Here is an 11,697-nt window from a genome sequence, read left to right as displayed (position 1 = left end):
CTACCACTCGATGCCCTTCTGGCCCTTCTGCCCGGCGTCCATCGGGTGGCGGACCTTCGCCATCTCCGTCACGAGGTCAGCGACCTCGATCAGCCGCTCGGGCGCGTCCCTGCCGGTGATCACCACGTGCTGGGCGCCCGGCCGCGACGTCAGCGTCTCCAGCACGTCGTCCAGGTCGAGCCACCCCCACTTCAGCGGGTACGTGAACTCGTCCAGCACGTAGAACCGGTACGTCTCGGCCGCCAGGTCGCGTTTGATCTGCTCCCAGCCCTCGCGGGCGTCGGCCGCGTGGTCCTGCTCGGTGCCGGGACGCCGGATCCACGACCAGCCCTCGCCCATCTTGTGCCAGGTCACCGGGCCGCCCTCGCCCGTCTCGCCGAGCACCTTCAGCGCGCGCTCCTCGCCGATGCGCCACTTGGCCGACTTGACGAACTGGAACACCCCGATCGGCCACCCCTGGTTCCAGGCCCGGAGCGCCATGCCGAACGCGGCCGTCGACTTGCCCTTGCCCGGGCCGGTGTGGACCATCAGCAGCGGCCTCGTCCGGCGCTGGCGGGTGGTGAGGCCGTCGTCGGGCACGACGTCGGGCTTGCCCTGCGGCATGATCAGACCGCCTTCCTGTGGTCACGGACGACCGAACCGAGATCGGCCATCGCGTCGAGGGGCACGAGCCGCGCCCGCAGCCGGCTCGCCAGGCGCACCGCGAGGCCCAGCCGCACCGGGCCGCTCTCGCAGTCGACCACCACGCTCGCCGTGCCCGCGAGCAGGGCGGCGGCCCGGTCGACGTCGCCGCCCGCCGTGGCGCGGCCGTCCGTCACGAGCACCAGCAGCGGACGCCGGGCGGGGTCGCGCAGCCGCTCCACGCGCAGCACCTCCGCCGCTCGTACGAGCCCGGCCGCCAGCGGGGTGCGCCCGCCGGTCGGCAGTGAGCGCAGCCGCGCCGCGCCCGCCTCCACCGACGAGGTCGGCGGCAGCGCCGTCTCCGCGCCCGCGCCGCGGAACGTCACCAGCCCGACCTTGTCGCGCCGCTGGTAGGCGTCGAGCAGGAGGCTGAGCACCGCCGTCTTGACCGCGGTCATCCGCTTGCGGGCCGCCATCGAGCCGCTCGCGTCCACCACGAACAGCACGAGGTTGCCCTCCCTGCCCTCGCGTACGACCTCGCGCAGGTCGTCGTCGCGCAGCACCAGGCCGGGGCCCGTGCGTCCGCGCGCCGCCTGGTGCGGGGCCGCCGCCAGCACGGTCGCCGTGAGGTGCAGGTCGCGTACGCGTCCTGAGGGGCGGCGGGAGCCGGTCGCGCGGCCGTGCGCGGTGCGTGAGCGGGACCGTCGCCCGGCGACGCCCTCACCGATGCCGGGCACCTCCAGCAGCGGCACCCGGTACGGCGCCGCCACCACAGCCACCTCACCGCCACTTTCGCCCGCCTTGTCTTGGCGGGGGCTGTCCTGGTGGGTGCCGTCGTGGTGGGCCCTGTCCTGGTGGGTCCCGTCCTGGGTGTTGTCGCGGGAGTCGCCGGTCGGGGGTTGCGCGGTGTCGCTCTCCGCGCGGCCGGGGCCGGGTTCGCCCGCCGGGCCGGGGCCGTCCTGCGGTGGGCCGCTCGGCGGGAGGCCGGGGCCGTCGTCGGTGGGGTCGTCCGTGGGGTCGTCGGGGGTGTCGTCGGGGGGGACGTCGTCCGTCTGGTCCAGCAGCTCGTCCAGCAGGGACTCGTCCAGGCCGGGCGCGTCGAACGGGTCGCGGCGGCGGCGGTGCGGCAGCGACAGCCGGGCCGCGGCGCGCACGTCCTCGGTCGTCACCTCGTCCCTGCCGTGCCAGGCCGCGTGGGCGATGGCGGCGTTGGCCGTGACGAGGTCGGCGCGCAGGCCGTCCACCTCGAAGGCGGCGCACACGGCGGCGATCTGCCGCAGCCGCGCGTCCGGCAGCCGGACGCCGGGCACCCGCGCCCTGGCCCGCGCGATCCGCTCGGCCAGCGCCGCCTCCTCGGCGGCCCACCGCGCGGCGAACTCCTCGGGGGCGGCGTCGAAGGCGAGCCGCCGCCGTACGACCTCGGCGCGCTCGTCGGGGTCGCGGGACGCCCGCACCTCCACCGTGAGCCCGAACCGGTCGAGCAGCTGCGGGCGCAGCTCGCCCTCCTCCGGGTTCATGGTTCCGACGAGGAGGAAGCGGGCCGCGTGCCGTACCGACACCGACTCGCGCTCCACGTAGCAGGTGCCGAGGGCGGCGGCGTCGAGCAGCAGGTCGACGAGGTGGTCGTGGAGGAGGTTCACCTCGTCCACGTACAGCACGCCGCGGTGGGCCGCCGCCAGCAGGCCGGGCTCGAACGCCTTGACGCCCTCGGTGAGCGCGCGTTCCATGTCGAGCGAGCCCACCAGGCGGTCCTCCGACGCGCCCACCGGCAACTCGACCAGCGCCGCCGGACGCCGCGCGCCCGCCGGGCCCGCCTCGTGCGGACCGTCGGGGCAGCCCGGATCGGGCGCCGCCGGGTCGCAGGCGAAGCGGCACCCGGCCACCACGTCCACGGACGGCAGCTGGGCCGCCAGCGCCCGCACGATGGTGGACTTGGCGGTGCCCTTCTCGCCGCGGACGAGCACGCCGCCCACCCGTGGCGAGACGGCGTTGAGCGCCAGCGCCAGTTTCAGGTCGTCGAGCCCGACGACGGCGCTGAACGGATACGTGACGATCAAGACGTGACCTTCCGGTTGACGTGGGCCACCCGCCAGCCGTCCCGGGTGGCGGTCAGTTCGGTGCTGGACAGCGGCGCGAGGTCGAAGCGGGCGGCGGCGAGCGGGGGCAGGGCGAGCGCGTGGCCGAGTGCGGCGCGGATCACCCCCGCGTCGCACACGACCACGCCGGAGGGCTGGGCGCGCGCCTGCTCCAGCCAGCCGGCGACGCGCCCCGCCAGCGCGGCCAGGCTCTCGCCGCCGTGCGGCGCGGCGTGCGGGTCCGACAGCCAGCTCGCCAGCGCCTCGGGTTCGCGCTGCGCGACCTGCGCGTACGGCAGGCCGCGCCACCGTCCTGGGTCGGCCTCGGCGAGCGCGGCCACCGGCACGGGGTTCAGCCCCATGGCGGCGGCGGTGCGCAGTGCGGCGGTGCTGGGCGCGGCCCAGGCGCGGTCCGTCCTGAGCCGCGCGAGCCACTGTTCGGCCCGTGCCAGGCCGGACGGATCGGGCTCGTCGTCGTCGGGGAAGCAGGCGGACCGCATCCCGGGCGTGCCCGCGTGCCGTACGAACAGCACCTGCTCAGCCCGGGACGGCGGCGGGCCGGCGCGCGGCCCGTTCGCACAGCTGGGCGAACAGCACGCCGAACGCCGCCCAGAAGACGAGCTGCGTGCCGAGGGAGGTCACCCTGAACTCCCACAGCAGCGTGGCGGGGAAGCCCTGCGGCACCTCGTCGACGGCGGGCAGCAGCAACCACGCCGCGGCCACCGGCACGAGGAACACGCCGGCCGCCCAGCTCCACCGCGCCCACGGGCCGGTGGTGACGCGGCGCGCGGTCGCGACCGCGGCGGCGGTGGCGGCCAGGCCGACGAGGACCATCACCACGTACAGCAGCGTGCGCTGGTTGATCGTGGCGGGATCGCCCACGGCCGGCGGGCTGGCGGGATATTTCACGAACGGTACGAGGATGACCGCTCCGAACGCCGTCCCGGCGGCGGCGAGCGCCAGGCCCACGTCCGAGCGGGGCCCGACCCGGCCGCGCAGTCCCGCGAACACGAGGGCGAACACGCCGCCCACAGCGACTCCGTACAGACCGGTGGCGAGGAACAGCCCCGCCTTCTGCACCGGTCTGCTGACGGCGGCCTCGTCGCCGTGGTCGTGCGCGGGCGCCTCGGCGTGTTCCGTGCTATCCGCGTGGGCGGCGGCCGCCTGTTCCTCCAGGGCGATCGCCGCGTCCACATGGGGCTCGCCGAGGACGAACGCGAACCCGCCCGCGACCAATCCGGCCAGCAGGCCCGCGAGCAGGCCCCTGACCAGCAGGGTGCGTACCATCGTGCGACTTTCTAGTGGCACGGTACGCCGAGCAGATGACGCCCGTCGTGCATCAGTTCGTGCAGGAAGGTCCCGGTCTGGGAGAGGGCGCCGTTGTCCATGAGCACCAGGTAGCCGACGATCAGCAGCAGCGGCACGACCGCCAGCCAGGGGCGCAGGCGCGGAAAGGGAATCGTGGACGGAGTGGTCAGGTCACTCATGTGTGCCTCCTCAGGGATGACGCGTCCCGAACTGTTGAGGTCACAGGGCCCGAGCGACCTGGCTCCCGGGATCTACGTCCCGGATACAGTGGCGCGACCGCACCGGCATCTCACCGGATTTCCCTCGGGCAACCGTGAAATCTACCGGAACGTATCTCTTCCTCCCCTCGCCGTCAATATCACCCGGATTGTCACGGTCAGTAGTCCAACGCCCGGGTGACCGCTTTCTGGCTCGCAGGCGTCTGGCCCGAAACAGGAACCGGCTGATATCGTCACTCCCTATCACCTAACGGTATGAAAGCCTCCGCGAATCACCAGATCCCCGCAGCTCGCGACACCCCCTGCATCGCACGCGCCCACGTCGCCGCCCTACGCCGGCACGGTCCACGGGCGCCGTCAGCAAGGGGACAGAACGTCGCACATGGGGGATGTACCCAAGCCCGGTGGGCCGGCCCTGGAAGTCTTCGACGGCGCGCCGGTCGGCGTGGTCGTCACCAGCGGCCCCGACCACCGTCTCGTCTACCTGAACCTCGCCCTCGAACAGTTGGTCGGCCGACGGCCGCTGGAGGTTCCGGCCCGCGAGGCGCTGCGCGGCATCTTCCGAGGAGAGCACTTCTTCGACTCGCTCGACCAGGTGATCGAGACCGGTAGGGCGGTCACCCTCGACGAGATCCCGGCGCACGGCGAGCGGTACGTGTCGTCCGGCATCGCCAGGATGTCGCTCGCCGACGGCGCGGACGGCCTGCTGATCACGCTGGTGGAGACCACCGCTCCGGCGCGCGACGCCGTCGCCGACGAACGACACCGCCTCCTGCAGCGTTACCGGAGCCTCGTCCTCGCCCTGCACGAGACACAGGTGGTGTGGGTGGGCGACCCCATGGGCCGGATCGTCGAGCCGAGCCCCGGCTGGGAGCGGCTGAGCGGGCAGACCTGGGAGCAGTACCGCGGGGACGGCTGGCAGCAGGCCATCCACCCCGACGACCGCGAACCCGCCGCGGACGCCTGCCGTCAGGCGAACCTGCAGAAGAGCCACCTGGAGCAGATCTACCGGCTGCGGCAGGGCGACGGCACCTACCGCCACATCCGCTCCCGCGCCGTGCCCGTGGTCGAGAACGGCGAGGTGGTCGAGCTCATCGGCACCTGCATGGACATCGAGCAGGAGTGGCAGGAGCAGCGCCGCCGCAGGCTGCTCGACGCAGCGGCGGAGGCCACCGCCGGCCTCGCCGATCTCGAAGAGGTGCTGGCCGCCCTCGCGGGCGTGATCGTCCCGGAGCTGGCCGACGCGTGCGGCGTGTACGTCCTGCCCGAGTTGGAGGACGACTCGGTCTCCTCGGCCTTCTTCGCCGAGCGGGTCGTGAGCATCGGACGTGACGGCCTGCCGTCGTCGCCGACACGTACCGAGCGGATCTCCCCGGACAGCGACTTCGCCAGGGTGGTCAGGACCCGCGAGCCGGTCCGCCGCTTCTTCCCCCTGGGCGCCGCCGCCCAGGTCAACAGCATGGCTCTGGTGCCCGTCGTCGTGGACGGCACGGTGGTGGTGATGGTCGACGTCGTGGTCTGCGGCGACCGCGACCCGATCGGCCCGGCCGACGTCGCCCTGCTGCGCCGGACACTGAACCACGCGCACACCCACATGAGCAACGCGATGCGGTTCCAGCGCACCCAGCGGATCGCGCTGGCGCTGCAGAACTACCTGCTGCCTGACCCGCCCCGGGTCCCCGGGCTGGAGATCACCGCCCGCTACCGGGCGAGCGCCACCGCGGTCGAGATCGGCGGCGACTGGTACGACTCGTTCCGGCCGCGCGACGGCTCGACGGTGCTGACCGTCGGCGACGTCGCCGGGCACGACCTGGCCGCCGCCGTGACCATGAGCCAGCTGCGCAACATGCTGAGAGGGCTCGCCATGGACCGCCGCGAGCCGCCCGGTGACATCCTGCGCCGCCTGGACGTCGCCGTCCAGTCGCTCCACGACGACGGCCTCGCGAGCTGCATCCTCGCCCGGCTGGAACGCAAGGACGACGCGGGCTGGTGGCTCACCTACTCGGTGGCGGGCCACCCGCCGCCGCTCCTCGTCACCCACGACGGCGCCGCCCGTTTCCTCGACTGCGAGGTCGACCCGCTCCTCGGCGCGGCCTGGGACCTGCCGCGCAGCAGCGCGGTCGCGGCCCTGCCGCCGCGCGCCACCCTGCTCCTCTACACCGACGGCCTGGTCGAGGTGCCGGGCGAGCACCTCGACCAGGGCCTCGAACGGCTGCGCCGCGACTGCGCCGCCCTGGCCCGCGAACCCGTCGACACGTTCTGCGACACCCTGCTCACCCAGCTGCCCACCGCCATCAAGGACGACATCGCCATGATCGCCGTCCGCCTCCCCGACCCGCAGGTGTAGGGCCACCCCGGCCGCCATCAGACTCTCCCGAGGGGACCGTCGCCTTTAGGCGACGGGGGAATTGGGAGCGGGAGGGCCGTCAAGGCCCGAGCGTGCAGTGACCTGTCAGGTCCGCGCATCAGAGATCTCCGTTCATCGCTCGTTAGATATGTGTCGCTGTTATAAAGACCGTGTGACTCGCCAGGTGCGCACTTCCCCAGGCGCGGCGTACGACCTCGGATACCACGTGGTGTGGTGCCCGAAGTACCGCCGTCCGGTCCTCGGCGGACGGGTGAAAGAACGCCTGGAGGAGCTGATCCGCGCCAAAGCCGACGAGCACGGCTGGGAGATCGTGGCGCTTGAGGTGATGCCCGACCACGTGCACCTGTTCGTCAAGACCCACCCGAAGAACTCGCCGTCGTACGTGGCCAACCAGTTCAAGGGGTTCACCTCCCACTACCTGCGCGCCGAGTTTCCGCACCTGCGTTCCCAGTTGCCCACGCTGTGGTCGCGGTCCTATTTCGTGGCCACGGTCGGCGCTGTGTCGGCCGATACGGTGCGGCACTACATCGAGACGCAGTATGAGCGGGCACCCAAGGCGGGTGGCCGTGCGTAGGTCTTACAAGTTCCTGATGCGTCCGACCGCGCACCAGCAGGCCGCGCTCACCGCGTGCCTGGATGGCCACCGCGCCCTGTACAACGCGGCGCTTGAGGAGCGGCGCGAGGCGTACAGACGGTCCAAGGTGTCGATCCGGTACGGCGACCAGTCCGCCCAGCTCAAGGAGATCCGCGCCGACGACCCCGATCAGGCGCGCTGATCGTTCTCCTCCCAGCAGGCCACCCTGCGCCGCCTGGACAAGGCGTTCCGTGCGTTCTTCGACCGCGTCAAGGCCGGTCGTACTCCAGGCTTTCCGCGTTTCAAAGGCCGGGGCTGGTTCGACACGGTTGAGTGGCCCAAGGACGGCGACGGCTGCCGGTGGGACTCCCAGCCTGAGCACCCGTACGCCACGTTCGTCCGCCTTCAAGGTGTCGGGCATGTCCGTGTCCACCAGCACCGCCCGGTGCGGGGCCGGGTGAAGACGATCAGCGTGAAGCGGGAAGGCTCCCGCTGGTTCGTCGTCCTGTCGTGCGACGACGTGCCCGCCGAGATCCTGCCCGCCACGTGGTGCGGTCGTCGGCGTAGACATGGGCGTGGCGTCGTTCCTGACCACCTCGGACGGCGAGCAGGTCGGCAACCCGCGGCACCTCGCGGCGTCCGCCGGGAAGCTGGCAACCGCTCAGCGGGACCTCGCCCGTAAGAAGCGCGGATCCAAGCGCCGCCGTAAGGCGATCGCCCGCGTCGCAGCCCTGCACAGCAAGGTCCGGCGTCAACGACTCGACGGCGCGCACAAGGCCGCGAATGCCCTGATCCGCGGCTACGACATGATCGTGCACGAGGATCTGCGGATCGCGAACATGACCAAGAGACCAGCCCAGAAACCGGATGGCGAGGGCGGGTTCCTGCCCAACCGCGCGGCGGCCAAGGCTGGACTGAACAAGAGCATCCTGGACGCGAGTTGGGGGGTGTTCCTGACGGTCCTCGCGCACAAGGCTGAAAGCGCCGGTCGAGAGCTGATCGCGGTGAACCCCGCCCACACCTCCCGCACGTGTGCCCGTTGTGGGCATTGCGCGAAGGAGAACCGCCTCACCCAGGCCGAGTTCGCCTGTACGGCGTGCGGGCATGCCGCGCACGCCGACGTGAACGCGGCCAAGAACATTCTCAGGGCAGGGCTTGCCCTTCGCCGGGCTGCGGAAGCGGCTTAGCGAGAAGCCGCTCCCTTCAGGGAGCGGAGGAGTCACGAGGCGGGCCTGTCCCTCAGACCGTGTAGTGCCATCCCGGCTGCCAGGGGGGCGGGTCGGCCAGCAGCGCGGGCAACGTCTTCCCGGTCAGCAGATGCTCCAGGGCCCAGCGGTTGGCCGAGTGCGCGATCACCAGGACGCTCGCGCCGTCCCACTCCGCGACCAGATCACGGAGGAACGCGCTGGTGGCCGCCACGACCTGGCGATAACTCTGACCACCGGGAAAGGGCTCGTCGATGTGCCGCGTCCGCCGGGCCGCGACGAGCGCGGCGCTGCTCCCGTTGAGCACGCCGTAGTCGCACTCCCGCAGGCGGACGTCCTGACGAATCGGCGGCACCCCGCCGGGGAACGCGAGCCTGGCCGTCTCGACGGCCCGATGCAGATCGGAGACGAACACCGTGTCCAGCCCGTCCTCCCGCCGCCTTTCCCCCAGTTCGAGAGCCTGCCGCCGCCCCAGATCCGACAACCGGCCGGGCAGCCACCCGGTCGCGATGCCATCCTCGTTGTCCGTGGTGGTGGCATGCGTCTCATAGACCAACCGCACTGTCATACGGCCCCTCGGGAAATCGGTTGTCGGACGGGCGTCCGGGTTGGTGTCATGCTCCCGAGCGGACGAACGGAGCGCACACCTTGCTGACCGGAGACCTCGTACGGCTACGCCCCCTGGAGCCCTCCGACGCGGAGGCCCACTACCGCTGGAACCACGATCCCGACGTGGGGCAGTGGCTCGCGCACAGCTACCCGGTCAGCCGGGAGGTGTTCGTCGCCGAGTACGCCGACCGCGCGAAGAACTCCTACGAGCGGACCGTGCTCGGCGTGGAGACCCTCGCCGGCAACCGGCTGATCGGCCTGGTGGTTCTCAGCGGCGCCGAGCCGGAGACCGGCGGGGCCGAGCTCGACATCTACATCGGCGAGAAAGACTGCTGGGGCAAGGGCTACGGCACCGAGGCCACCCGCCTGATCTGCCGTTACGGGTTCGACGCGATGCGCCTGCACCGCATCGAGCTGTGGGTGGCGGACGAGAACGCGGCGGCCATCCGCGTCTACCGGAAGGTGGGCTTCGTGGAGGAGGGCCGCGCCCGCGACACCCTCCGCAGACACGGCCGATGGCACGACATGATCCTGATGAGCCTGCTGGAAGGCGAGCTCAAGGGCTGAGCCGCGAGCGGAGTGCCGCCCCCGGCCTCGGCCCGACCGGGAGCCTCGGTCGGCTCGTGGGCGCCTGACCGGCGGGTGTGAGGTCAGGCGCCCACGAGCGACTGTCAGTCGACGGCGATGGCGCCCGGGGGCAGGGGTTTGGCGCCGTTCGTGTCGTTGAGCTGCACCGTGAACTTCTTCGGCTTGCTGATGTTGCCCGCGGCGTCGATGGCCCGGTACTCGATCACGTGCTTGCCGTAGCCGGGCTCGAAGTCCGGGTACGCCTGCTCGAACGGCGCCTTGGTCAGACCGCCTGAGCCGAGGCTGCCGTACGCGATCTCCTTGATGACCGTGCCCGCCGGGGTGAACCGGTACGGCGTGCCCTCCGGCGCGTCCGGCCAGCCGTGGTAGTTGAACCAGCCGTCACCGTCGACCTGGAACTCGATGACGACGTAGCCCTCATGGTCGTCGGTCGCCTTCAGCCCCATCTCGAACCACTCGTCGAACGCGTAGCGGGGGTTGTTCCCGCGCTCGCCCTTCGCCGAGACCGGCTGGGACAGCTCGTACGTCACCTCGGGAGCGACGTTGTCGACGGTCCAGGTCCGTGTGTCGGTCGGGGAGCCCGGCGTCGCCGGGTCGGACACCGTGGCCGTCAGCTGGTGCGTGCCCGGCTTCAGGCGCAGCGCGCCGAGGTCGAGGTTGCGGCTGTTGTCGCGGTTGCGCAGCTTCTTGCCGTCGAGGGTCCAGGTCACGTCGAGGACGCGGTCGCGCGGGTGGGTGGTCTCGACGTACACGACGTCCTGGCCGCCGACGGGAGCGTCGGTCGCCGTGGACGAGGTGAACGTGACAGGGACGGACGCCACGGGAGGAGCCGTGGCCGGGGGTGCGGCGATCGTCCACTCGCGGGTCTGCGTGAGCGCGGGGCCGTCGGCCACGGCCGGGTCGCGTACGTCCGCGGTGTCGTCGGAGACCGTGACGGTCACCGTGTCGCCGGGCCGTACGCGGTGCGCCTCAAGGTCGAAGTTCCGGTTGCCGGCGGCCTTCTTGACGGTCTTGCCGTTGACCGCCCAGGTGACGGTGAGCTCGTGGTAGAGCGGGTGCATCGTCTCGATCCAGAGCACGTCCCCCGGGTACACCGGCTGGTCGGCGGGCGTGGAGTGCAGGGCCAGCTGCTCGACGTCGCGCCGCCCGGAGATCTTCTCGATCATGCGTTCGCGGCCGACCTGGTCGAAGTGGTAGCCGATCCAGCGCATGATCGAGTGCTCGCTCGGCCGCCACACGTTGGCCGAGCGCGTCATGCCGCTCTCGTACCGGTCGATGATCCCGCCGGACAGGCTCTTCTCGCCCAGCCAGCGGTACCACTTGGCCTGCTGCTGCCGCATCTCGTCCGTGGTGAGGCGGGTGTGGTGGATCGACGTCGGCTCGGTGTCGGGGTGCCGGCCGCCGGGGACGTTGCGGGAGCTGTACGGGTACTCGTCCTGCAGCTGGCCCAGCGAGTGGCCCAGCTCGTGCGGGCTGACCAGCGGTCCCTGCGGCGCCTGCCCGGTCGTCGTGGCGTTGCGGCCGCCGATGCCGCCGTACGTGCTGGTGTTGGCGATGGTCAGGGTCTGCCGGTTCTGCGGCGTCACGCCCGGGATCATCGACACGTACTGCTCCAGCGCGTCCTGACCGCCGGGGCCGAACGTGACGCCGCGGGCGTTCGCGCCCGCCGGGCAGGTCGAGGCGTACTGGAGCTTCAGCGGGGTGTCACGGCGGACGTTGCCGTCGTCGGGGTCGCAGCTGATGCCGGACACCCCCGACACGACCTCGATCATGTACACGTTGAAGTAGTCGCGGTAGCTGCGGAACGGCTCGATGCTCCACTGCACGTTGAGATGCCGGTCGACGTCGTCACGGAACTGCTGCATCTCCTCGGCGGTGTAGCCGTCGCCCAAGATGATCAGGTTCAGCCGTTCCTCGGGCGGGCCGGTCACCTGCACCGGCACCACCGTTGCCGACCCGACGTCCGCCGACGCGGCGACGGCCGGCGCGGCTCCCGTCAGCAGCGTGCCCACCAGACCGGCCGCGCCCACGGCGGCCGTGATCTTCCGCTTGGCCATGGTCACCTCACCCTCGTGCGCGGGAGACGGCCAGCCGCGCGTGGTGCGGGCCTCGGCCTCCCAGAGGGACGCTA

12 protein-coding genes are annotated in these 11,697 nt (G+C 71.9%); 5 read left to right on the top strand and 7 right to left on the bottom strand.

What is annotated here, in order from left to right; genetic code table 11:
• The 5 genes from cobO to BLR04_RS04885 are packed head-to-tail and all read right to left on the bottom strand — an operon-like array spanning position 1 to position 4,183.
• On the bottom strand, positions 1-603 hold the full coding sequence (gene cobO, locus BLR04_RS04905; protein WP_090760017.1) for a cob(I)yrinic acid a,c-diamide adenosyltransferase: 603 nt from the start codon (positions 601-603) through the stop codon (positions 1-3).
• A gap of 2 nt (positions 604-605) precedes the next feature.
• The gene (locus BLR04_RS04900) at positions 606-2,678 is read right to left on the bottom strand and encodes a putative cobaltochelatase (RefSeq protein WP_090760015.1); all 2,073 of its coding nucleotides are present in this window, start codon (positions 2,676-2,678) and stop codon (positions 606-608) included.
• A complete protein-coding gene (locus BLR04_RS04895) occupies positions 2,675-3,229 on the bottom strand; it encodes a histidine phosphatase family protein (protein ID WP_218128721.1) in 555 nt (184 codons plus the stop codon). Before BLR04_RS04895 ends, BLR04_RS04900 begins: the two co-directional genes overlap by 4 nt.
• Positions 3,230-3,233: 4 nt before the next feature.
• Positions 3,234-3,983 carry a CbtA family protein gene (locus BLR04_RS04890; RefSeq protein WP_090760014.1) on the bottom strand — a complete coding sequence of 250 codons (750 nt, stop codon included), beginning with the start codon at positions 3,981-3,983 and terminating at the stop codon, positions 3,234-3,236.
• A gap of 11 nt (positions 3,984-3,994) precedes the next feature.
• Entirely contained in the window at positions 3,995-4,183 is a 189-nt protein-coding gene (locus BLR04_RS04885) for a CbtB domain-containing protein (RefSeq protein WP_090760013.1), read from the bottom strand.
• 421 nt (positions 4,184-4,604) lie between these two features.
• On the opposite strand from BLR04_RS04885, the gene BLR04_RS04880 reads away from it, so the two are divergent.
• The 4 genes from BLR04_RS04880 (at position 4,605) to BLR04_RS41615 (ending at position 8,351) form a co-directional block, all read left to right on the top strand.
• Positions 4,605-6,569, top strand: a complete 1,965-nt coding sequence (locus tag BLR04_RS04880) for a SpoIIE family protein phosphatase (RefSeq protein WP_090760011.1) — start codon at positions 4,605-4,607, stop codon at positions 6,567-6,569.
• 172 nt (positions 6,570-6,741) lie between these two features.
• On the top strand, positions 6,742-7,164 hold the full coding sequence (gene tnpA / locus BLR04_RS04875; protein WP_425413426.1) for an IS200/IS605 family transposase: 423 nt from the start codon (positions 6,742-6,744) through the stop codon (positions 7,162-7,164).
• Positions 7,157-7,366, top strand: a complete 210-nt coding sequence (locus BLR04_RS41620; protein ID WP_245740031.1) for a helix-turn-helix domain-containing protein — start codon at positions 7,157-7,159, stop codon at positions 7,364-7,366. Before tnpA ends, BLR04_RS41620 begins: the two co-directional genes overlap by 8 nt.
• 373 nt (positions 7,367-7,739) lie before the next feature.
• On the top strand, positions 7,740-8,351 hold the full coding sequence (locus BLR04_RS41615; protein ID WP_245740030.1) for an RNA-guided endonuclease InsQ/TnpB family protein: 612 nt from the start codon (positions 7,740-7,742) through the stop codon (positions 8,349-8,351).
• 52 nt (positions 8,352-8,403) lie between these two features.
• Here the strand turns inward: BLR04_RS41615 and BLR04_RS04865 are convergent, their stop codons facing one another.
• Positions 8,404-8,937: a histidine phosphatase family protein gene (locus tag BLR04_RS04865; RefSeq protein WP_090760005.1), complete on the bottom strand. Its 534-nt coding sequence runs from the start codon at positions 8,935-8,937 to the stop codon at positions 8,404-8,406.
• Positions 8,938-9,017: 80 nt separating this feature from the next.
• Here BLR04_RS04865 and BLR04_RS04860 point away from each other — a divergent pair, with 80 nt between their 5' ends.
• Positions 9,018-9,545, top strand: a complete 528-nt coding sequence (locus BLR04_RS04860; RefSeq protein ID WP_090760003.1) for a GNAT family N-acetyltransferase — start codon at positions 9,018-9,020, stop codon at positions 9,543-9,545.
• A gap of 104 nt (positions 9,546-9,649) precedes the next feature.
• Here the strand turns inward: BLR04_RS04860 and BLR04_RS04855 are convergent, their stop codons facing one another.
• Positions 9,650-11,623: a M64 family metallopeptidase gene (locus BLR04_RS04855; RefSeq protein WP_143021957.1), complete on the bottom strand. Its 1,974-nt coding sequence runs from the start codon at positions 11,621-11,623 to the stop codon at positions 9,650-9,652.
• Positions 11,624-11,697: the final 74 nt, after the last annotated feature.

It is taken from the genome of Nonomuraea maritima (assembly GCF_900100395.1).
In the GTDB taxonomy this organism is placed as follows: domain Bacteria; phylum Actinomycetota; class Actinomycetes; order Streptosporangiales; family Streptosporangiaceae; genus Nonomuraea; species Nonomuraea maritima.
Note: the sequence above shows the minus strand (reverse complement) of the source record. Positions and strands in the feature narration are given on the sequence as shown.

What these genes read in the sequence shown, in the direction of transcription:
- cobO (WP_090760017.1), bottom strand. Translation starts at nt 603, where the DNA reads ATGCCGCAGGGCAAGCCCGACGTCGTGCCCGACGACGGCCTCACCACC.
- BLR04_RS04890 (WP_090760014.1), bottom strand. Translation starts at nt 3,983, where the DNA reads ATGGTACGCACCCTGCTGGTCAGGGGCCTGCTCGCGGGCCTGCTGGCC.
- BLR04_RS04885 (WP_090760013.1), bottom strand. Translation starts at nt 4,183, where the DNA reads ATGAGTGACCTGACCACTCCGTCCACGATTCCCTTTCCGCGCCTGCGC.
- BLR04_RS04880 (WP_090760011.1), top strand. Translation starts at nt 4,605, where the DNA reads ATGGGGGATGTACCCAAGCCCGGTGGGCCGGCCCTGGAAGTCTTCGAC.
- BLR04_RS04865 (WP_090760005.1), bottom strand. Translation starts at nt 8,937, where the DNA reads ATGACAGTGCGGTTGGTCTATGAGACGCATGCCACCACCACGGACAAC.
- BLR04_RS04855 (WP_143021957.1), bottom strand. Translation starts at nt 11,623, where the DNA reads ATGGCCAAGCGGAAGATCACGGCCGCCGTGGGCGCGGCCGGTCTGGTG.